Origin of the sequence: Undibacterium sp. Ji83W (genome assembly GCF_049340385.1) — a bacterium.
Lineage (GTDB): Bacteria > Pseudomonadota > Gammaproteobacteria > Burkholderiales > Burkholderiaceae_D > Undibacterium.
In genome coordinates, this window is record NZ_JBMPOZ010000001.1 from 754,458 (window position 1) to 777,346 (window position 22,889).

General features: G+C 49.9%; 17 protein-coding genes and 1 other RNA gene. 11 read left to right on the forward strand and 7 right to left on the reverse strand.

The window, feature by feature from the left end; all coding sequences use genetic code 11:
• Positions 1–8: 8 nt before the first annotated feature.
• The 7 genes from rpsA to gyrA form a co-directional block, all read right to left on the reverse strand.
• Positions 9–1,712 (reverse strand): 30S ribosomal protein S1, encoded by a 1,704-nt coding sequence (gene rpsA, locus ACO0LD_RS03525; protein ID WP_186952926.1) that lies wholly within the window; start codon positions 1,710–1,712, stop codon positions 9–11.
• Between the two features lie 155 nt (positions 1,713–1,867).
• Entirely contained in the window at positions 1,868–2,545 is a 678-nt protein-coding gene (cmk, locus tag ACO0LD_RS03530) for a (d)CMP kinase (protein WP_423003752.1), read from the reverse strand.
• A 26-nt stretch (positions 2,546–2,571) separates the two neighbouring features.
• On the reverse strand, positions 2,572–3,909 hold the full coding sequence (gene aroA / locus ACO0LD_RS03535) for a 3-phosphoshikimate 1-carboxyvinyltransferase (RefSeq protein WP_423003754.1): 1,338 nt from the start codon (positions 3,907–3,909) through the stop codon (positions 2,572–2,574).
• A 49-nt stretch (positions 3,910–3,958) separates the two neighbouring features.
• Complete coding sequence (locus tag ACO0LD_RS03540; protein WP_423003756.1) at positions 3,959–4,867, reverse strand: prephenate dehydrogenase; 909 nt, start codon at positions 4,865–4,867, stop codon at positions 3,959–3,961.
• Positions 4,868–4,874: 7 nt separating this feature from the next.
• Positions 4,875–5,948, reverse strand: a complete 1,074-nt coding sequence (pheA, locus tag ACO0LD_RS03545) for a prephenate dehydratase (RefSeq protein ID WP_422942727.1) — start codon at positions 5,946–5,948, stop codon at positions 4,875–4,877.
• Positions 5,949–6,190: 242 nt separating this feature from the next.
• The gene (gene serC, locus ACO0LD_RS03550; RefSeq protein ID WP_423003758.1) at positions 6,191–7,294 is read right to left on the reverse strand and encodes a 3-phosphoserine/phosphohydroxythreonine transaminase; all 1,104 of its coding nucleotides are present in this window, start codon (positions 7,292–7,294) and stop codon (positions 6,191–6,193) included.
• 6 nt (positions 7,295–7,300) lie between these two features.
• Positions 7,301–9,985: a DNA gyrase subunit A gene (gene gyrA / locus ACO0LD_RS03555; RefSeq protein WP_423003760.1), complete on the reverse strand. Its 2,685-nt coding sequence runs from the start codon at positions 9,983–9,985 to the stop codon at positions 7,301–7,303.
• A gap of 297 nt (positions 9,986–10,282) precedes the next feature.
• On the opposite strand from gyrA, the gene ACO0LD_RS03560 reads away from it, so the two are divergent.
• The 11 genes from ACO0LD_RS03560 to ACO0LD_RS03610 all read left to right on the forward strand — a co-directional run bounded on the left by ACO0LD_RS03560 (position 10,283) and on the right by ACO0LD_RS03610 (position 22,884).
• Complete coding sequence (locus ACO0LD_RS03560; RefSeq protein ID WP_423003762.1) at positions 10,283–10,858, forward strand: OmpA family protein; 576 nt, start codon at positions 10,283–10,285, stop codon at positions 10,856–10,858.
• A gap of 309 nt (positions 10,859–11,167) precedes the next feature.
• Positions 11,168–11,824, forward strand: a complete 657-nt coding sequence (ompA, locus tag ACO0LD_RS03565; protein ID WP_423003764.1) for an outer membrane protein OmpA — start codon at positions 11,168–11,170, stop codon at positions 11,822–11,824.
• 259 nt (positions 11,825–12,083) lie between these two features.
• The gene (gene ubiG / locus ACO0LD_RS03570) at positions 12,084–12,788 is read left to right on the forward strand and encodes a bifunctional 2-polyprenyl-6-hydroxyphenol methylase/3-demethylubiquinol 3-O-methyltransferase UbiG (protein ID WP_423003766.1); all 705 of its coding nucleotides are present in this window, start codon (positions 12,084–12,086) and stop codon (positions 12,786–12,788) included.
• A 106-nt stretch (positions 12,789–12,894) separates the two neighbouring features.
• A complete protein-coding gene (locus tag ACO0LD_RS03575; RefSeq protein WP_423003768.1) occupies positions 12,895–13,572 on the forward strand; it encodes an HAD family hydrolase in 678 nt (225 codons plus the stop codon).
• A 44-nt stretch (positions 13,573–13,616) separates the two neighbouring features.
• Positions 13,617–13,976: a transfer-messenger RNA gene (ssrA, locus tag ACO0LD_RS03580) on the forward strand.
• A gap of 641 nt (positions 13,977–14,617) precedes the next feature.
• Positions 14,618–15,388: an HNH endonuclease gene (locus ACO0LD_RS03585; protein WP_423003770.1), complete on the forward strand. Its 771-nt coding sequence runs from the start codon at positions 14,618–14,620 to the stop codon at positions 15,386–15,388.
• Between the two features lie 307 nt (positions 15,389–15,695).
• Entirely contained in the window at positions 15,696–15,923 is a 228-nt protein-coding gene (locus tag ACO0LD_RS03590; RefSeq protein WP_423003772.1) for a hypothetical protein, read from the forward strand.
• Between the two features lie 245 nt (positions 15,924–16,168).
• Positions 16,169–17,623 (forward strand): DUF3375 domain-containing protein, encoded by a 1,455-nt coding sequence (locus tag ACO0LD_RS03595; RefSeq protein WP_423003774.1) that lies wholly within the window; start codon positions 16,169–16,171, stop codon positions 17,621–17,623.
• A gap of 2 nt (positions 17,624–17,625) precedes the next feature.
• Complete coding sequence (locus tag ACO0LD_RS03600; protein ID WP_423003776.1) at positions 17,626–18,303, forward strand: DUF4194 domain-containing protein; 678 nt, start codon at positions 17,626–17,628, stop codon at positions 18,301–18,303.
• Positions 18,304–18,307: 4 nt separating this feature from the next.
• A complete protein-coding gene (locus tag ACO0LD_RS03605; protein WP_423003778.1) occupies positions 18,308–21,685 on the forward strand; it encodes an ATP-binding protein in 3,378 nt (1,125 codons plus the stop codon).
• Positions 21,682–22,884: a Wadjet anti-phage system protein JetD domain-containing protein gene (locus ACO0LD_RS03610; RefSeq protein ID WP_423003780.1), complete on the forward strand. Its 1,203-nt coding sequence runs from the start codon at positions 21,682–21,684 to the stop codon at positions 22,882–22,884. The genes ACO0LD_RS03605 and ACO0LD_RS03610 overlap by 4 nt, the downstream gene beginning before the upstream one ends.
• The last annotated feature ends 5 nt before the right edge of the window (positions 22,885–22,889 follow it).

Below are 22,889 nucleotides of genomic sequence, written 5' to 3' on the forward strand. Positions count from 1 at the left end.
ACGTAAGCTTAGTTTTTATTGTCGAGCTTGGCTTTCAACAAAGCGCCCAGGCTGGTTGTGCCGGATGCTGCGTTGGAATCAGTAACGGACATTTTTTGCATAGCTTCTTGTGTTTCAACGCTATCTTTAGCTTTGATAGACAATTGGATACCACGAGCTTTGCGGTCGATGTTCAATACCAGGGCTTCAACACTGTCGCCGACTTTCAGGTGTGTACCAGCATCTTCCACGCGGTCGCGGGAGATTTCGGATGCACGCAGGTAGCCTTCAACGTCGTCTGCCAACTGGATTACTGCGCCTTTGGCTTCAACAGATTTAACTGTACCAACGACAACTGCACCTTTGTCATTCATTGCGCAGTAGTTGTTGAATGGGTCGCCTTCCAGCTGTTTAACGCCCAGGGAAACACGCTCACGCTCAACATCGATAGCCAGAACGATGGCTTCCAGTTCGTCACCTTTCTTGAAACGACGAACTGCTTCTTCGCCTGTTTCGTTCCAGGACAGATCAGACAAATGTACCAGACCGTCGATATTGCCAGACAAACCGATAAATACGCCGAAGTCAGTGATGGACTTGATCGCGCCGCGAACTTTGTCACCTTTCTTGTGGTTGATCGCGAAATCATCCCAAGGATTGGCTTTGCACTGTTTCATGCCCAGGCTGATACGACGACGTTCTTCGTCGATTTCCAGAACCATGACTTCAACTTCGTCGCCCAATTGAACAACTTTGTTTGGTGCAACGTTTTTGTTAGTCCAGTCCATTTCGGAAACGTGAACCAGGCCTTCGATACCTTGCTCGACTTCAACGAACGCGCCGTAGTCGGTCAGGTTCGTTACTTTACCGAACAGACGTGTGTTCGCTGGGTAACGACGGGACAAACCTGTCCATGGGTCGTCGCCCAATTGTTTTACGCCCAGGGAAACACGGTTTTTCTCTTGGTCGAATTTCAATACTTTTGCAGTGATTTCCTGACCAACTGTCAACACCTCGGAAGGGTGACGTACACGACGCCATGCCAGATCAGTGATATGCAACAAGCCATCGATGCCGCCCAGATCAACGAACGCGCCGTAGTCAGTGATATTTTTTACAATACCAGTAACCACTGTGCCTTCTTTCAGGGTTTCCATCAGTTTTTGACGCTCTTCGCCCATGGACGCTTCAACAACAGCGCGGCGGGACAGCACAACGTTGTTACGTTTGCGGTCGAGCTTGATAACTTTGAATTCCATGGTTTTGCCTTCGTAAGGAGTTGTATCCTTAACTGGGCGTGTATCAACCAAAGAACCTGGCAAGAAAGCGCGGATGCCGTTCGTCAGAACAGTCAAGCCACCTTTTACTTTGCCATTTACTGTACCAGTAACGATCTCACCAGACTCCAGCGCTTTTTCCAGCGCGAGCCAGGAGGCCAGACGTTTAGCTTTGTCACGGGACAAAATTGTGTCGCCGAAACCGTTTTCCAGCGAATCAATCGCTACGGAAACGAAATCGCCGATATTAACTTCCAGGTCACCCTGGTCGTTTTTGAATTCTTCAACAGGGATAAAGGCTTCAGACTTCAAGCCAGCGTTAACGATCACGAAGTTGTGGTCGATACGGACGACTTCAGCAGAAATCACTTCACCGGAACGCATATCCTGACGTGACAGGGATTCTTCGAACAAAGCTGCGAAGCTATCTGCACCGGTTGCGAAATCTTGGGACATAAAAACAGTAGACATAGTATTTACAAGTTAGCCGGAACGGTGCAAAAGGCACTATTAACCGGGTTAGGTTGAACATCCCCTTATTAACCTTGCGTCAATAAAGGCACTTGAAACGACACATGCAGACTTCACCAGCTACTTATTACCTAAGCTACCTATACGGCGTTGTTTGTCTGTGTTTGCGCATACCAGACCAACACTTTATTGACAGCTTCTTCAGCGGTTAATTCAGATGTATCCAGGATGATCGCGTCTGGCGCGGGCTTGAGCGGCGCTGTGGTGCGGGCACTATCTCTCGCATCACGTTCCATCAAATCTTTTACCAAGTTTTCCATATTAGCAGAAATTCCCTTTTCAATCAATTGCTTATATCGACGGCTTGCGCGCGCCTCAGCACTTGCTGTTAAGAAAACTTTTAAGCTGGCATCAGGAAAGATGACCGTCCCCATATCGCGCCCGTCAGCGACCAGGCCAGGCGTATAGCGAAAAGCCACCTGCAAATCAACCAGCGCCTGGCGAACTGCTGGCAAAACGGCAATGCGGGAAGCAGCCACACCGACTTCTTCTGCCCGCACGGCATCGGTAACGTCAGCATCTTCAAGAAAAACATGGCCGTGGACAAAACGGCAAGGCAGGGTTCTTGCCATGCTGGCAATGGCAGTTTCATCTTCAAGCGCGATGCCATGGCGGGTAGCCATCAAGGCAGTCAGGCGGTACAGGGCACCAGAATCCAGGTAATGAAAACCCAGATGCTTGGCCACCCTGTGTGCCACCGTGCCCTTGCCGGATGCGGTAGGGCCATCAATTGTAATAACAGGACTAGGCGCAGTCATAGATGCCATAGGTGCAATAAGAACCTTTAAAACAAATCTTTGTGATTAATCTTGGCAAAGACTTCAAAATAATCAGGAAAAGTCTTGGCCACGCATTTTGGATCATTGATGCGCATAGTAGCACCCCTGCGGGCACGACCATCGAGACTGGCCAAAGAGAAGCACATGGCCATGCGGTGATCATCGTAAGTATCGATAGTTGCAGGCAAGATATGCTCAGGCGGCGTCACCGTCATATAATCTGCGCCCTCTTCCACTATTGCGCCCAGCTTGCGCAATTCTGTTGCCATGGCGGACAGGCGGTCGGTTTCCTTGACGCGCCAGCTGGCGATATTACGCAGGGTCGTGGTGCCATTGGTATACAGGGCAGCGACCGCTATTGTCATGGCAGCATCGGGGATATGGTTAAAATCCATATCTATGGCCTGTAAGACACCATTCGAGCTGGCTTCTATCCAGTTATCGCCACGGGTAATCGTTGCGCCCATTTTTTCCAGCGCTTCGGCAAAACGCACATCGCCCTGTATGCTGGACTTGCCTACACCCTCGACCCGGATAGGCCCGCCAGCAATGGCACCTGCTGCCAGGAAATAGGATGCAGAAGAAGCATCACCTTCAACGTGGATAACGCCAGGCGACACATAATGCTGGCCTTTTGTGACTGTGAATGCCTGCCAGCCATCACGCTCTACCGTCACGCCAAATTTTTGCATGAGGTTCAGGGTAATTTCTATGTAAGGCTTGGAAATCAGCTCGCCCATCACTTCTATCGTCACATCATGCTCACGCGCCATCAAAGGTGCAGCCATCAACAAGGCCGTCAGGAACTGGCTGGAGACATTACCCTTCACTTGCAAACGCTGGGCATGGATATGGCCACGGCGTATATGCAAAGGTGGATAGCCGGGGTTGCCGGTATATTCTATCTGTGCACCGGCTTCATTCAATGCATCAACCAGGTCACCGATAGGACGCTCATGCATGCGGTGCACGCCATGGATGGTGTAATCGCCACCCAATACGGCCAATGCACCAACCAGCGGGCGTATTGCAGTACCGGCATTGCCCATGAACAGATCAGCTTGGTGTTTTGGGAAATGGCCTTTGACACCTTCTACCGTGTAATTCTGGCTATCGCCATCCTGCTCCCAGTGCACGCCCAGTTGCGTCAGGGCGTTCAGCATGACCAGCGTGTCATCAGATGCCAGCAAATCCATGATTTGGGTCTTGCCCTCTGCCAGCGCTGCCAGCAAAAGAGTACGGTTGGAAATACTTTTGGAGCCCGGCAATTTGACCGTGCCCTGCACCTGCATCACAGGTTGCAGATCAAGGTAATGCGGATAATGTTTGCTTGCTTGTGTCATGGTCGTATTCAATTCTGAGTTTGTCGATGTAGAGCAGAGCTAATCTCTTTCAATCCCCACCTTCACGCTGCTGTTTCTCGGCTGCCTCAATCGCGCTGATCCAGTTATGGCGCGCACGCTGGGCATTGGCGTAAATACCTTCTATGCCGTCACTGTCGGCATCCACCAGATGCTGGCGCAAGATGGACAGGCGGGCAGTATACGAATCCAGTTCCTGCAGCATCGCAGCACGGTTCGCCAGGCTGATGTCACGCCACATTTCTGGCGATGAACCGGCAATGCGGGTAAAGTCGCGAAAGCCACTGGCGGCATACTGGAACAAGGTATCCGCATGCGGCTTGCGGGCAATATCATCGACCAGGGCATAGGCCAGCAAATGCGGCAAATGGCTGACTGCGGCAAATACACCGTCATGTGCAGCAGGTTCCAGATGATGGATGATGGCACCGCATTGCTGCCATGCCCAGGCCACTCTCGCCACATCAGCATCGCTATTTTCTGGCAGACGGGTGATGACGGCCTTTTTGCCGACATACAAATCCACCAGTGCAGCCTCAGGCCCATTCAATTCACGCCCGGCTATCGGATGCGCTGGTACAAACTGCGCGATCTTTTCAGCCAGGCTGGCGCGTGCAGCGGCAACCACATCGGCCTTGGTGCTGCCAGCATCCGTGACTATCGTACCCGGCTGCAGGTGAGGATAAATCGCCTTCAATATCGCGCCGGTTTGTGCCACTGGCGCTGCAATCAGCACCAGGTCACAGTTACGCAATGCCTGCTCGGCATTCAAGGCTATTTCATCGATGATGCCCAGTTGCTGCGCTTTTTCCAGCGAAGCCTGGCTGCGCCCTACCCCGACTATCTGCTCAACTGCCCCTGCTTTTTTCAAAGCCAGGGCAAATGAGCCACCAATCAAACCTACGCCAAAAATTGCTATGCGTTGAAAAACTTTTTGCATCAGGCACTCACACTGTACAAGGGTAAGAACCCAGCACCTTGAAGAAAGCTGCCTTGTCATTGAGCTCGGCCATAGCGGCTTCTACCTTGGCATCCATCACATGACCTTCTACGTCTACATAGAAATAATATTCCCAATTGCCGGTTCTTGCAGGACGTGACTCAAAACGTGTCATCGAGACGCCATGTTTTTCCAATGGTGCCAGCAGATTGTAGACAGCACCCGCCTTGTTCGGCGTCGCCAGCACGATGGAAGTCTGGTCCTTGCCGCTAGGCGTGGTACGCAAACGGCCAATGACAGCAAAACGGGTACGGTTATGCGGGTCATCCTGGATATGGGCGGAGACTATGCCAAGATTGTACTGATGACCAGCAATTTCACTGGCAATCGCCGCCACGGTATAGTCACCACTGGCCATGCGTGCTGCCTCGGCATTAGATGCCACGGCATGTCTTTCCACATGAGGGAAATGCTGGTTCAGCCAGGCCTGGCATTGTGCCAAAGCCTGCGAATGGGCACAGATACGGCTGACGCCTTCCATATTGCCAGACTTGCTCATCAGGCTATGTTGTACAGGTATCGCCAGTTCACCACTGATGGCCAGGCTGGTTTGCAAAAGCAGGTCCAGGGTACGGTTGATCGCGCCCTCGGAGGAATTCTCGATAGGCACGACGCCAAAGTCTGCCGTACCTGCTTCAGTCGCACGGAAAACTTCATCAATAGATACGCAAGGCAAAGGCTGGATAGCATGACCAAACTGCTTGTAGACTGCCTGCTCACTGAAAGTGCCGACAGGGCCAAGGAAAGCCACGACCACGCGACGCTCCAGCGCACGGCAGGCCGACATGATTTCGCGGAAGATCAGTTGTATATCATCGCTCAGCAAGGGGCCGGGATTGCGTTCAGCCACGCCGCGCAAGACTTGCGCTTCACGTTCAGGGCGAAACACTGGCGCATTGGTTTCTGCCTTGACATGGCCAACTTCTTCGGCCACGCGGGCGCGCTGGTTCAGCAAATCCAGGATTTGTGCATCGATGGCATCAATCTTGATGCGCAGGGGGAGTAATTTATTGTCGCTCATAATGACCTAAAAACCGTGTTTGATAGGGTGTGGGCAGGCAGTAATACTGTAGCGCATGACTGCCATGCCGGATATGCTTTTTTCGCCGGGCTTTTGACCTGGTTCATCAGCGCCACGGTTTCCAGGTGATGGTGAGTACCATGCTCAGAAAGGGCTGACGATGAAAATAATGTTAGCGGCGTCTGTCTATAGTAAACAAAACAGACGCTGCATGTCTTAAATGCTGTTTTTAAGCTCAAGGCTTATGAATTTCTTTTGGCGAAATCATGCATAAAACTGATCAGTACCTGTACGCCCTCTATAGGCATGGCGTTATAAATCGAGGCACGCATGCCGCCTACTGATTTATGGCCTTTCAATTGCAACAGGCCATTCGCCTTGGCTTCTGCCAGGAATGCCGCATTCAGGCTTTCATCTTTCAGGTAAAAAGGCACATTCATACGCGAACGGCTGCCCTTCTCTACTCGGTTTTCATAAAAACCTGTGGAATCCAGGTAGCCATACAGCAGGCTGGACTTGGCAATATTCTTTTGCTCCAGCGCCGCCACACCGCCCTGCTGCTTGAGCCACTGGAAAACCAGGCCAGCGATATAAATCGCATAGGTTGGCGGGGTGTTATACATGGAATCATTGTCGGCAACGATTTTCCAGTCAAAGGCAGACGGGCAGATGGGCAAGGCATGGCCGAGCAAATCTTCGCGCACGATGACGATGGTCAAACCTGCCGGGCCGATATTCTTTTGCGCACCACCAAAGATGACGCCGTATTTCGATACATCAATCACGCGCGACAGAATGTGCGAAGACATGTCGGCAACGATAGGCGCTCCACCGGTTTCTGCCGCCACATCGGGGGCAAACTGATATTCAACACCATCGATGGTTTCATTGGTACACAGATGCACGTAGGCAGCATCGGGTGTCAATTTCCAGCTGTCACGTGGCGGCACTGTGGTGTAGCCGCTGGCTTCACCAGAAGCAGCGATGTTCACATTACCGTATTTTTTTGCTTCCTTGATGGACTTGCCCGTCCAGGAACCGGTATGCACAAAATCTGCCGTTGCAGGCTGCGGCTTGCGCCCCATGAGGTTCATGGGAACGATGGCGTTTTCGCCCAGGCCACCGCCTTGCATGAACAGGATCTTATAATTGTCCGGCACCGCCAGCAGCTCGCGCAAATCGCTTTGCGCAGCAGCGAGGATGGACATGAATTCTGGCCCACGATGGCTCATTTCCATGACGGACATGCCACTGCCATGCCAATCCAGCATTTCGGCAGCAGCTTGCTGCAATACCTCTTTCGGCAATACTGCCGGGCCTGCAGAGAAATTGTAGATCGTCGTCATGATGCTTTACTCCGCTGCGTCGGCTTCTGGTGCGTTGCCTTCCGCTTCATTTGCGCCAGCATCGGCACCGGCTTCACCAACGTCGCCTGCTTCCAGTACAGCATCTACATCAGCATCCGTTTCCACGATACGTTGCAGACCAGACAGCTTGGTGCCATCTTCCACCGCAATCAGGGTCACACCCTGGGTTGCACGGCCCATTTCACGAATTTCGGAAACGCGGGTACGGATAAGGATGCCGCCAGTAGTGATCAACATGATTTCATCGGTAGTGTCGACCAGAGTAGCGGCTACAACCTTGCCATTACGCTCGGAAGTCTGAATCGCGATCATGCCCTTGGTACCACGGCCATGGCGGGTGTATTCAGTGATAGGCGTACGTTTGCCGTAACCGTTTTCAGTTGCAGTCAATACAGATTGCTGTTCATTCTCAGCTACCAGCAAGGCAATGACCTGCTGACCTTCATCCAGATTCATACCACGTACGCCACGGGCGGTACGGCCCATAGGACGGACATCATTTTCATCAAAGCGTACTGCCTTGCCAGAATCAGAGAACAGCATGACGTCATGCTTGCCATCGGTCAGCGCAGCACCAATGAGGAAATCGCCTTCGTCCAGGTCAACCGCAATAATGCCGGCTTTACGCGGGTTGCTGAAGTCAGTCAAAGGTGTTTTCTTGACCGTGCCCAGACTGGTGGACATGAAGACATAATGGTCTTCAGGGAAAGTGCGGTTATCGCCAGACAAAGGCAGGATGACCGTGATTTTTTCACCGTCCTGCAATGGGAACATGTTCACGATAGGCTTACCGCGTGAAGTACGCGAGCCTTGTGGTACTTCCCATACCTTCAGCCAGTACATGCGGCCACGGTTACTGAAGCACAGGATGTAATCATGGGTATTGGCCACAAACAGTTGCTCAATCCAGTCATCATCCTTGGTCGCTGTCGCCTGCTTGCCACGGCCACCGCGTTTTTGTGCGCGGTATTCAGACAAGGGTTGCGACTTCATATAGCCGGTATGCGACAGGGTCACGACCATGTCTTGCGGCGTGATCAGGTCTTCTGTACCCAGGTCTGTGGCGTTATGGGTGATTTCTGAACGGCGTACGTCTTTATTGCCTTCGCCGTATTCATTGCGGGCCAGGGTCAGTTCATCAGTGATGATGACAGTGACGCGCTCTGGCTTGGACAAGATATCCAGCAAATCGGCGATTTCTGCCATAACGTCTTTGTATTCATTGACGATCTTGTCTTGCTCCAGACCGGTCAAGCGCTGCAAACGCATTTGCAGGATTTCTTGCGCCTGGTCGTCAGACAATTTATACAGGCCATCTGGCTGTATGCCGTAATGCTTGGGCAAATTCTCAGGGCGGAAAGCATCAATGCCAGCTAAATTGTCAGCCGCAGTACGCGTCAGCATCTCGCGCACCATGGAACTATCCCAGGCACGAGTCATCAATTCCTGTTTCGCGATCGGTGGCGTAGGCGCAGCGCGGATGATGGCGATAAAGTCATCAATATTCGCCAGCGCAACTGCCAGACCTTCCAGCACATGACCACGCTCACGTGCCTTGCGCAGTTCAAACAGGGTGCGGCGTGTTACTACTTCACGGCGATGCGACAGGAAGCAGGACAGCATTTCCTTCAGGTTCAGCAATTTAGGCTGGCCATTCACCAGCGCCACCATGTTCATGCCGAAGGTGTCTTGCAACTGCGTTTGCTTGTACAGATTGTTCAGTACTACGTCTGGTACTTCACCACGCTTGAGCTCGATCACCACGCGCATACCCGATTTATCGGATTCATCGCGGATATCAGAAATACCATCAAGCTTTTTGTCACGTACCAGCTCAGCGATACGTTCCAGCAGGGATTTTTTGTTAACCTGGTATGGCAGCTCATCAACGATCAGTGCCGTGCGGTTTTCTTTGCCAAACTCTTCAAAGTGCGTCTTGGCGCGCATGACCACACGGCCACGACCCGTGCGGTAACCATCGCGCACACCAGACACACCGTAGATAATGCCGCCAGTAGGGAAATCAGGCGCGGGGATGATCTCGATCAGTTCATCGATCGTGCAATCACTATTGCGCAAGACATGCAGGGCACCGTTGATGATCTCGGTAATATTATGTGGCGGGATATTCGTCGCCATACCCACTGCAATACCAGATGCGCCGTTGATCAGCAGATTCGGGATGCGGGTAGGCAGAACTGAAGGCTCTCTTTCCTTGCCATCATAGTTGGGGACGAAATCGACCGTTTCTTTTTCGATATCTGCCAGGATTTCATTGGCAATCTTGTCCAGGCGACACTCGGTATAACGCATCGCCGCAGCATTGTCGCCGTCGATGGAACCAAAGTTACCCTGTCCATCGACCAGGGTATAACGCAGGGAAAAGTCCTGCGCCATACGCACCAGCGTGTCGTAAATGGAGGCATCGCCATGGGGATGGTACTTACCCATGACCTCACCCACCACACGCGCACATTTGACGAAGGGGCGGTTATAGACATTGTTCATTTCGTGCATCGCGAACAATACGCGACGATGCACAGGCTTTAAGCCATCACGCACATCCGGCAAAGCACGACCTACGATAACGCTCATCGCGTAATCGAGATAGCTTTTGCGCATTTCTTCTTCAAGGGAAATCGGGAGTGTTTCTTTTGCGAATTGATCCATTGGCGGCCGGCGAATTAGAGCTTGGTTAATTAATAACGTCTTTAATAACGTCTATTTAAGATTGCTAAAGAGACTGCTAAAGACTGACGTTTAACTCTTGATTCTAACATGCCTCCCCCTCCGAATTCCATTTATAGCAATTAAGTCGACCAAACACAGCCAATAGCCTGCAAAATAGCCAACTATCAGCATGCAACACTGTCATTCAAATGACAGCCGGGGTGCAAATTTATATGATTTAATCAAAAGCATAATAAAAACACCTGACAGATAATTAATCCCCCCACGGAGACAACCATGTTAAAAAAATTGACGGCACTTTGTGTGCTCGCAGCATTTGCCCTGCCTGCTGCAACGGCACTTGCCCAAGCCAGCGCACCAGCGTCTGCCGCGCAAAGTGCAGAATCACCCCCTGCTGCTGCACCCATGACGCCCCCAGCTCCGGCAATAGCGCCTGTCCCGCCAACACCGCCCAAACGCTGTGACTTTGCCCTCACCCTGCAAAGCGATGAAATTTTTGAACACAAAAAATCTGTACAATTATCTGTACTTAATAGCAAGGGTAAAGAGCGAATTGACAATGAAGTCATGGCCAAACTGGCAAATTGCACCAAAGTTGACCTGATCGTCGTCAGTGGCCATACCGACCTGATAGGCAGCCATGCGCAAACCCAGAAATTATCTGAAAAGAATGCTGATGCCGTCATAGCCTACCTAGCCAGCAAGGGTTTAAATGCTCCTATGGATACCATGGGCATGGGCAAAACCCAGCAAATCAAGGCTTGCGATGACAAATTGCCGAAAGCAAAACTGACAGAATGCCTTGCACCAAACAGGCGCATCGTCATTGAAGGACGTGGTTTGGCCAAATAATTTCACCGGAGAAAACCAGTCTAATTTATGATCAAAAACAAAACATTTCTGCTCCGGAATTGATATTAGCTTGCCAAACCATACATTTCGTTGTCAAAATACGACATATTTAACTAACTGTAACTTTGTCTATTTAACAATTTTCGTCTTTATATGGATGACTATGGCAAAATAGAACGAATGTTGATTTATGGCTGTGATGATGTTTGACGAAATAGTAATGTCATCATCGCCGTGTTAATATCTGGTTTTATGCAGTAATCATTGCGCAGTTCATCTGCGGTAATAATCTCACCCGAGAGGAGAAATATGAAAAATTTAGTCAAGCTCGTTATCGCAGCGTCCGCAGTAGCATCCTTTTCTGCTTCCGCACAGCAAGACATTATGGCCAACAAGCCACACAGCGCCTATGTACAAGATGGTCGCGGTGTAATTGCACGTGACCCATTTGGTCTGTGCTGGCGTACTGGCTACTGGACTCCTGCTGACGCAGTTCCAGGTTGCGATGCACCATTAGTACAACCAGCTCCGCCTACACCACCAGCACCACCTCCAGTTGTAGCTCCAGTTGAACCACCAAAACCGGTTGTTCCACCTGCACCTACTTCTGAAAAAGTAACATTTGCTGCTGACGCATTCTTTGATTTTGACAAAGCAGTTCTGAAACCAGAAGCTAAAGTCAAACTCGACGACATGGCATCCAAATTGAAAGCAATCAATCTGGAAGTCGTGATCGCTGTTGGTCACACTGACTCTGTAGGCTCTGACGAATACAACCAAAAATTGTCTATCCGTCGCGCTGAAGCAGTCAAAGCTTACCTGGTAAGCAAAGGTATCGAAGCTAACCGTGTTTACACCGAAGGCAAAGGCGAAAAACAACCAGTAGCTGACAATAAAACAGCTGAAGGTCGCGCTAAAAACCGTCGCGTTGAAATCGAAGTTGTTGGTACACGCAACGTTAAGTAATCGAAGCCTGGCTTCAATAAAAAACCCGCTTCGGCGGGTTTTTTTATTTGTGGTCTGCACTAATACATTTCTGCTTCGTTTCCGCCTAAGTTACAAATCCTTTCCCCAATCCCTTCCAAATCCTTTTCCAAATCTCGTCCAAATCCCTTCTCAATCATTTCCATACTATGTTTATTTTCCGCCAATGCGGTATAGCCCCGAATCGCCTACAATAGCGGTTTCGCAGCTCATGCCCTGACCCGGCACTTCAGACCACATCATGTCGACCTTGAACGCTGATCCCGCAGAAATCCAGAAATTTAGTGAACTTGCCCATCGCTGGTGGGACCCCACCTCCGAATTCAAACCACTGCATGAAATCAATCCCCTGCGGCTGGAATGGATCAACCAGCGTGCACCGCTGGCGGGCAAACAAGTCATTGACGTCGGTTGCGGCGGCGGCATCCTGGCTGAGGCCATGGCAAAAAAAGGCGCGACTGTCACCGGCATAGACCTGTCTGACAAGGCGCTCAAAGTCGCCGACCTGCATGGCCTGGAATCTGGCGTCAACGTGCGCTATAAAAAAATCGCTGCCGAAGACATGGCAGAAGCCGAAGCTGGCCAGTTCGACATCGTCACCTGCATGGAAATGCTGGAACACGTACCCGACCCTGCATCCATCATTAAAGCCTGTGCAAAGATGGTCAAACCTGGTGGGCATTTATTCTTTTCGACATTGAACCGCAATGCCAAGGCCTATCTGTTTGCCGTCATCGGCGCAGAATACCTGCTGCAAATGCTGCCCAAAGGCACGCATGACTATGCCAAGTTCATCACCCCGGCAGAATTGTCACAAGACATACGCAATGCAGGTCTCGAATTACATGCGATGAAGGGCTTGAGTTATAACCCCCTCACCCAAATCTACTCACTGAATGCCGATACCAGCGTCAACTACATGGTCGCCTGTACACGCCCGCTTTGAACCGGATAAATTTGATGAGCCTGATGAGTCCGATGTGTTCAATGAACTTAACAAAACGCCTTCATCAAACGTGAGCGCGTGCTTTTGATCTCTTTGATACTTTACTATGCAAACTCCACTAGCAATACTGTTTGACCTGGACGGCACCCTGGCGGATACGGCACCCGACCTGGCAGCAGCAGTCAATGTCATGCGCGCAAACCGCCAACTTGCTCCCGTCCATTACCAAAGCTTGCGACCCCATGCATCAGCCGGTGCACGAGGTTTGCTGGGCGCTGGTTTTGGCATCAAGCCAGATCATCCTGACTACGAAGCCATGCGCGTTGAATTTTTAAATCAGTATGAATCTGCCATCGCAGTTCATAGCAAACTGTTCAAGCAAGTGCCCGACCTCTTGCGCGGCCTTGATGTCATGGGCGTTGCCTGGGGCATAGTCACCAACAAAGCCATGCGCTTTACACGCCCGCTGATCCCGCTGCTGGATTTGCAGGAGGCGCGCTGCGTCATCTCCGGCGACACCACTCCCCACTCAAAGCCCCACCCTGCCCCCTTGCTGGAAGCCGCAAGGCAACTGGGCATACGCTCAGAAAATTGCTGGTATGTTGGCGACGACCTGCGCGACATCCAGGCTGCGGAAGCCGCCGGCATGACCAGCATCGCCGCCGCCTGGGGTTATTGTGGAGCAACCGAACCCAAACACTGGAAAGCCGACGCCATCATCGACAGCCCGCTGGAACTGCTGGAACTGGTACGCGGCAAACATTTACAGGCCGTAGGCTCTTGAATCTTCCGTACCAACCTATATATGGGATATACTAGCAATGCTTAGGGGTCGACCAGGTTTCGACAGGGGTTGCAAAGCAGCGCAGGGCATACCGAGGCCAGACTACCTCGTAAATACAATCTGAACTATATAACTGCAAACGATAACTCGTACGCATTAGCCGCTTAATACCGGCTAACCTTACACCACTTCGTCCATAGGGTGGGCTGGCAACAGCAGTAAGGACATTCATATGGAATCGTCTTGAGCCGGGTTACTTGACTCTCGATTAAATAATAGGTAACTCGTCCTGCCGCAGCGTGTGCGTCCGCGTCGTCAGGATTAAATCAAATGGCAGCACTAAGTATGTAGAACTGTCTGTAGAGTGCTTCTGGACGCGGGTTCGATTCCCGCCGACTCCACCAAAATAGAAAAGCCACCCGGCATCATCGGGTGGCTTTTGTATTTTGACGATCTGCGGAATTGAATTCGCGGGACGCGGGGCGAGTGGGGAATTCGAGCTGCATGCAGCGAGCCCACGAGCGACATGGCGCTTGCAAGCGCCATGGCTGGCCAGGATGGCCGATTCCCGCCGTCTCCACCAAAATACAAAGCCATCCAATTTATTGGATGGCTTTTTTGTTTTGACTATCCGCATGACTTGGGCCTGCAGGAGGCAGGGATGAGTAGGGACTGGTAACGTCACCCGCGTGCTGTTACCAGCCTCACGAATCTAAGCAGCTTACAAGCAGCGAAATGGAGACAAGGGAATTCAAGTTCCATGCAGCGAACCCATTAGCGCCATGGCAGACCAGGATGGCAGGCTCCCGACGACTCCATCGAAATAATAATAGCCATCCAATTTATTGAATGGCTATTTTTCAACCTTGTCTTAATCAGGTTAGCTTTTAAATTCTATTATTTCTTGAGAGTAATTTTTCAATATCAAGCAATTAAAATAGTTAGGCTTTTGACAGGTAGATGTCAAGTTTTAACATAAGCTTTCCGTCCTCTTAAAAATCGATACAATCTATTTCGAAAACTATCACTAGGGGGAGAACAACAAATGGCCCGTATTCTACTTGAGAAACAAAACGGCGAAACAAAACCAGGTCCCGGTACGATAGGCTGTCGAATGTGGAATGTTATGGATGCAACAAAAAAACGTCTTGGACGAGTACCCAGCATAGCTGAACTGCAAGCACTTCCGGAATTTGCCGTGGGTAACAACGGCAAACCGGATTTAAAAGTGAATGTGAGTAGCATATACGCAAGATGGCGTAAATTTAATGGCATAAGCGGTCGCATTACTGGAGTTGCTACAGAACCTGCTCCCCAGGCAGTGACCGTAGCACCAACTCATGCTCCAGTCCCGCGCAGAATGCCGGCAATTGATCCAGTGCTCGCTGCACAAGCATCGACGGCCGCCGATATGTCTACAGAGGAAAGCGATGGCGTTTACGCTGATTATGGAAAAATTGTCGATGAAGACGATGAGTCAGCATTCCCTGAAGGGAGAGCAACCTTCGAACGTCATCGCCGATTGGAGCGTGATAGCACCTTGTCGCACAAAGCCAAGTCAGCTCATCTTAAGAAAACAGGAAAACTGGAATGTGAGGTATGCGCAATTGACTTCCATAAATTCTATGGCGAAATCGGTGCTGGCTTCATTGAGGCACACCACCGGATTCCGGTTCATCAGCTTGATGGCACGACCAAAACAAAACTCAGTGACCTTGCCCTCGTTTGTTCAAATTGCCATCGTATGCTTCATCGCGCAACCCCTCAATTGACTGTTGAAAAATTGCGAGATCTTTTAAATGGCATTCGCCAATAGCAAATCATTTACAGTTAGCGAAAATAAAGTCAGAGGTATGTCTGTCCTAGCATGTTACTACTGCTAAATAATTTCTGAAAAAAATAGTATCAAAAAAAACCCAAAGCATCCTGGACAGACGTCAAAGCCAAGCTAACTGACATGAGCGAAACAGAGCTTATCAAGTTAGTGCGTGATCTATATGCTAGCGACAAAAACAATCAGCACTTTCTGCATGCCCGATTCGACCTGAGTGACGATGTTTTGGGTCCGTATAAAAGTCACTATACATCGCTGGCTATGGCCAGATTTTGGTCATGACACCTCTGTGAGCAAGGCAACAAAAGCGATAACCGACTATAAAAAAGCCCTTGGTCAACCAGATGGTGTGGCCGAGCTGATGATTTTTTATTGCGAGCAAGCTGCTGGTTTCATCGATAGCATAGCGTTGGAAGATGAAACATATTTTGACGCATTGATCACCATGTTTGAACATGTTCTGGTTATGATCGCCACCCTTCCCCTGAAAAAAAGCAGTCATATAGCGGTCGGCTAGAAGATGTTGGGCGCGTTTGCCACCGCTTTGGTTATGGTGTGGGCGATGAAATGGATCAATTGCTTGCAAAATATAGGGTCAAAAGTTGAATCCTCTTTGCAATGCAAACCTGTTCCCTGCTCGACAATGACAAAGCATTAGTCTCATATTGCAGCATCATTATTAAATATACATGACAGCCTCCATCTTTATGCAGTAGGATTATTGCCTGTACATATACCAATTTGAATAGCGAGCAATTCTGCATGTCCCTGGACTTTTCTACTCTGTCCGCCCTGCGTACTCATCATCCTGCCTGGCGCTTGTTGTGTTCTGACCATGCGCCCTTGATTGCCAGTTTTTTACACCGTGTCTTTGTCGTTCCCAACGTACGTGTTGCCAATGCCATCGACCTGGCTGAGATGCTGGAAGATGAGTTGTTTGCACTGCGTGAGCGTTTGGGTGAAAGCGAATTCCCCAAGCGAGCGCAGGAGTATTTGAATGATTGGGCCAGCCCGGATAAAGCGTGGCTGCGTAAATTTTATCAACAGGGTTCAGACGAAGCGCAGTTTGACCTGACACCAGCAACAGAAAAAGCCATCAACTGGCTCAGTAGCCTGACTGAGCGCAGCTTTGTCGGTACCGAGTCGCGCTTGCTGACCTTGTTTGATTTGCTCAAGCAAATGAGCGAAGGCAGCGAGGCTGACCCGGCAAAACGCGTCGCCGAACTGCAAAAGAAACGTGAGGACATCGATGCCGAGATCAGCCGGGTATTGAGTGGTGACCTTGGCTTGCTGGATGACACGGGTATCAAAGACCGCTTTCAGCAATTCATGCAAATTTCTCGTGATCTCTTGACGGATTTTCGTGAGGTTGAATACAACTTTCGCCGGCTTGACCGCAGGGTGCGTGAGCATATTGCTTTGTGGGAGGGTTCCAAGGGTGCCTTGCTGGAACAAATCATGAGTGAACGCGATGCGATCAGCGATTCAGACCAGGGTAAAAGCTTTCGTGCCTTTTGGGATTTTTTGATGTCCAGCCGCAGGCAGGAAGAATTGACGCAGTTGCTCGATCATGTCCTTGCCTTGACGCCGGTACAGGAACTGGCACCCGGCCCGCGTACCAGACGTGTGCACTATGACTGGCTGGAAGCTGGTGAGCATACCCAGCGCACAGTCGCCCAATTATCGCAACAGTTAAGGCGTTTTCTGGATGACCAAACCTGGCTGGAAAATCGCCGTATCATGGACATCTTGCGTGGCATAGAATCCAAGTCGCTGGCTTTACGCCAGCAACAGCCATCGGGTGAATTTACCAGCATAGACGAAATGACGGCAGAGATAGAGTTGCCGATGGAGCGCCCTTTGCACACCCCCTCTTTCAAACCGGTGATTGCTGACTTGATCTTGCAGGCTGGCGATGCAGATCTTGATACCAATGCGCTCTACAATTATTTCACTATAGACAAAGCAGAGTTGATGCTACACATACGCCATGCATTGCAACTGCAATCACAAGCAACGCTGCAAGAAATCACGACCAAACATCCCTTGCAACATGGCCTTGCTGAGTTAATTAGTTACCTGCATTTGGGTAATGAATCTTTCAATACTGTGATTGATGAAGACCATACTGAAACCATAGGCTGGCATGCAGTCACATCCCGCGGTGAGCAAGTACAAAAACAAGCGACCCTGCCACGCGTTATTTTTGTGAGATGAGCATGGACACCCAGACTACCCCTGCTACCCACAATGCAACTAACCAGACCACATCTAATCAAGACCATTCCCTGTCCCCGCTGCTGATCAATTTACTCAAAACGGTGCTGTACCGTGAAGATGATGAGCAATTGTGGGGCGCGCTATTGAAACTGCAAGCAAGGGTGCGTGACTATGTCGCTGCTCTCAACCTTGATCTGGTGCTGGATGAAGCAGAAGGTTATGCCTTTCTTAAAAGCCGCCCTGAACCAGAAGAACAGGAAGCAAAAACCAAGACCCGGTTACCAAGATTGGTGGCGCGACGTCCCTTGTCATTTCCTGTGAGTTTGCTACTGGCTTTGCTTAGGAAGAGGCTGGCAGAATTTGATGCCAATGGCGGTGACACACGCCTGGTCTTGGGCAAGGAAGACATCGCCGGACTAATGCGCGTATTTTTACCTGACAGCAGTAATGAAGCCAGACTGGTCGATCAGGTAGAAACCCATATCAACAAAGTGATAGACCTGGGCTTTATAAGTAAATTAAAAACCGGCAACAACCCACAAACTTATGAAGTGCGGCGCATACTGAAAGCCTTTGTTGATGCGCAATGGCTGGCTGATTTTGATGTCAGGCTAGCCAGTTACCAGGCGCAACTTGCTGGCGAAGAAGATACATCGGACAAAATTGATGATGAATGATGTGATGCAATCAGATACTGCGGATATTGAACTCACAGCAGAGGTCGAGCTGTCTGGCTTTCGCCTGCACAGGCTGGAGGTGTTGAATTGGGGTACGTTTGATAGCAAAGTCTGGACTCTGCATCTGGATGGCAAAAATGGCTTGCTCACGGGTGACATAGGTTCAGGCAAATCCACGCTGGTAGATGCGATCACCACCTTGCTGGTGCCGGCACAAAAAGCGGCTTACAACAAAGCGGCTGGTGCTGACAGCCGCGAGAGGAACCTGCGCTCTTATGTGCTGGGCTATTTCAAATCAGAACGCAATGAGGTCAGTGGCGTTGCCAAACCAGTATCCCTGCGTAAAGACAATAGTTATTCTGTCATATTGGCTGTGTTTCGCAATGCCGGTTTTGACCAGACCGTGACGCTGGCGCAGATGTTCTGGATGAAAGAGCCGCATGGGCAACCTGCACGTTTTTTTGTCGGTGCAGAAAAAGAGCTTTCCATCGCCACTGACTTTGCCAATTTTGATGCAGACATTAACAAATTGCGCAAACGGCTGCGTACTTCAGGTGCAGATGTGGAAGAAACCTTCCCTAAATATGCCGCGTGGTTCAGGCGGCGTTTTGGCATCGAAAATGATCAGGCGCTTGAATTGTTTCATCAGACTGTATCGATGAAGTCCGTCGGCAACCTAACTGACTTTGTTCGCACCCACATGCTGGAACCCTTTGATGTATCCAGCCGTACTGATGCACTGATTTCTCATTTTGAAGATCTGAACCGTGCCCATGAAGCTGTATTGAAGGCCAAGCGCCAGACCACGATGCTGATACCGCTGGTTGCAGATTATGAACTGCACATCCTCAAGACTGCGGAAATTGAACAACTGAAGCAATGCCGTGAAAGCTTGCCCGGTCATTTTGCCAGTTTGAAATTGCATTTGCTGACACAACGCCTGAGCCATTTAGGTGAGGAATGGCTGCAACACAATGCGCAGATCAGGCAAATGGAATTACAGCGTGAAAAACAGAACTTTGAGATTGATGACATCAAAATTGCCATTGCGAATAATGGTGGTGACAGACTGGCCAAGCTCGAAGCAGAGATAAGAGAAAAAGAAATCTTGCGTGAAAATCGCAAGAGCAAAGCTGACCGTTATGCTCAGCTACTTGCTGATCTTGATGAAAAGTCAGCTAACAATCAACAGGATTTTCTGGATCAAAACCACGCCCTGCGTGCCATGACATCGGATTTGAGGATTGAGGAAAGCCGCCTACAAAACATCTACACAGACCATGGCATCACATTCAGGGATGGCAAGAAAGAGCGAGATGATTTGCAGGCAGAAATCAATAGCCTGAAGCGCCGCCCAAATAATATCGACAGCAAGCAAATCAAGATACGCGAGCTTTTATGTAGCGCACTTGACATCGTAGAAGATGAAGTGCCCTTTTGTGGCGAATTGATACAAATCCGCGATACCGAGCAAGATTGGGAAGGTGCAGCAGAACGACTCATGCACGGCTTTGCCTTGTCCATGCTGGTGCCAGAAAAATATTACCCGCAAGTCGCAGAATGGGTGAACAGTAATCACTTGTATGGACGCTTTGTGTATTTCCATGTGCACCAGCAAAAACGCGGTAACATGGCTAGCCCTCATCCAGATTCATTGGTGAGGAAACTCGCCATCAAGACTGACTCTGGATTTTATGAATGGCTGGAACGTGAACTGGTACATCGCTTCGATGTTGCCTGTTGCGCAAGCCAAGCACAATTCCGCCAGGCTGCCAGAGCGATTACCATGGCAGGACAAATCAAAGACCACAGTGGTCGCCATGAAAAAGACGATAGTTACAGCATCAATGACCGCAGCCGTTATGTACTGGGTTGGTCGAATGCATCCAAAATTGCGGCGCTGGAAAAGAAGCGTCGCCAATTGGAAACCGATGTATTACGCGCCGTGAAGTTGATGAATGAGGCCAAAGCATTACTAGACGTAGCAAAAGCCAAAATTAATACACTGGGCAAACTGGAAGAATTCAGAGATTTTGAAGAAATCAACTGGACCAGCCTGGTGACAGATATTGCCGATTTGCAGCTTGAACGGCAAAAACTGGAAGCTGCTTCTGATGTATTGCTATCATTAAACCAGAATTTACAAAACGCCAGACTAGCGATGAAAGAACTGGAAACACAGCTCGATGATTTAAAACACAAACGCTCCATCAATGTCAATAACCGGGAACATGCTGAAAGCCTGCAGGCCGCTGCGCTGACGATCATACAGCGACAGCAGACAGTGACTGATGTAACGCCACTCCTGGAAAAATTGCGTAGCCAGGCCTTGGGAAAACACACGCTAACGGTTGAATCATGCGATCCGCAAGAGCAGGAGGTTCGTAGTTTCATACAAAAAAATGTAGAAGCTGAAGACAGCAAGCTGAAGAGATTAGCTAGCAGCATCAGTGAAGCCATGTTCAAGTTCAAGACAGAATTCACGTTGGAGACCGCTGACTTTGATAATCATGTCGATGCCGGGTTTGAATACAAGAAGCTGCTGGAGCAATTGAATCACGACGACTTGCCACGCTTTGAAGCACGCTTCAAAGAGATGTTAAATGTCAACACCATCAACGAGCTGGCCAATTTCAACGCGCAATTGGCAAGGGAACGTGAGACCATCAAAGAGCGCATCGCGCATATCAATCAGTCACTGATACAGATTGACTACAACCCTGGCCGCTACATCATTGTGGAATCACAAATCAGCCCGGATGCCGATATACGCGACTTTCAGGCCGATTTGCGGGCTTGTACCGAGGGAACATTGAGCGGTTCGGACGAGGCGCAGTATTCAGAGACTAAATTCTTGCAAGTAAAAACCATCATAGACCGCTTTCGCGGGCGTGAGAGTTTGTCGGAACAGGACAAGCGCTGGACTGGCAAGGTAACTGACGTGCGCAACTGGTTCCTGTTTGCTGCCAGTGAAAGGTGGCGCAGCAACGATGATGAGTACGAACATTATTCAGATTCTGGTGGTAAGTCAGGGGGTCAAAAAGAAAAATTGGCCTACACCATTTTAGCCGCCAGCCTCGCCTATCAATTTGGCCTGGGTTGGGACAGGCAACGTTCGCGTTCATTCCGCTTTGTGGTGATTGACGAGGCGTTTGGACGCGGCTCGGACGAGTCCGCACAATATGGCCTGAATTTGTTCCAGCAGTTGAATCTGCAATTACTGATCGTCACTCCTTTGCAAAAAATCCATATCATTGAACCCTATGTATCCAGCGTTGGCTTTGTGCATAACGAAGATGGCCAGGCATCCAAATTGCGTAATTTGTCGATAGAAGAATATCGCGAACAAAAAGTGCATATGCTGGTGAATGCGTTGACATGAGCTGGACTGGGCCATCTGAACTAAAAGCCCAGTTGCAACGCCTATGGGAGCGTGGCGATTTATTACGCATGCAGTTGGAACCTGAAGCGCACTTCCCGCTACGCCTGAGCTTGAAAGTACCTACATCCAGCGACATCAGTGACCACTTTGACGCAGTACGGAAATGGATTGCAGAACTGGCCTCAGTTCCACATATCCGTATCGAATGGCGCGAAGTGCGTCACCGTGTGCATGGTTTGCAACGCCTGCCCGATCAAGCATGGCTTGATGGTCTGGATGCGACTTTAGCACTGGCAAATAAAAAACGGGAAGCCGCGCGTTTTCAGTTGATGTTTGATGACACTCTGCACAAGCTCCCAGTCTTACAGGCATGGTTAAAGAAACGGCCTATGCAGGCGCTGGACTTGTATGACCGATGGCCGCAATTATTGGCGATAGTCACATGGTTATGCGCACATTCACGTCCCGCAATTTATTTGCGCCAGGTTGACATTGCTGGCATACACAGCAAATTCATCGAGGCCAATCGTACTGTATTGTCGGAGCTGCTTGATCTGGCATTAAGCCCGGACGCCATTGATGAGCGTTACACAGGAAGCAGCCAATTTGCGGCACGTTATGGATTTCTGGATAAACCACTGCGCTTGCGCTTCAGGGTGCTTGACGAGCGTATGCAAATTTTGGCTGGAATCAACCACCCGGACATCATGCTGGATGCAGACAGCTTTGCCCGCCTTGACTTGTCTGGCAAGACTGTTTTTATTACCGAGAATGAAACCAATTTTCTGGCTTTTCCTAAAGTCGCCAATGCCATCGTTATTTTTGGCTCTGGTTACGGCTGGGATGCACTTGCGTCCGCTCAATGGTTGAACAACTGTGCAATTCATTATTGGGGTGACATTGACACCCACGGCTTTGCGATTCTCAACCAGTTGCGCCAGCATTTCCGGCATGTCACGTCATTCTTAATGGACAGGGAAAGCTTGCTGAGGCATGAAATGCATTGGGGTGAGGAAGGTAATCAAGTCACCCATGACCTGCCCATGCTTAACACTGAAGAACTCTCAGTGTTTGAAGACTTGCGCAACCAACGCTTAAGGAAGAACCTGAGACTGGAACAAGAGCGCATACAATTTGAGTACGTAATGAATGAAGTGCGGCGTATCACGAATACGCCACAGATATTGCATCAAGCTTGAACATT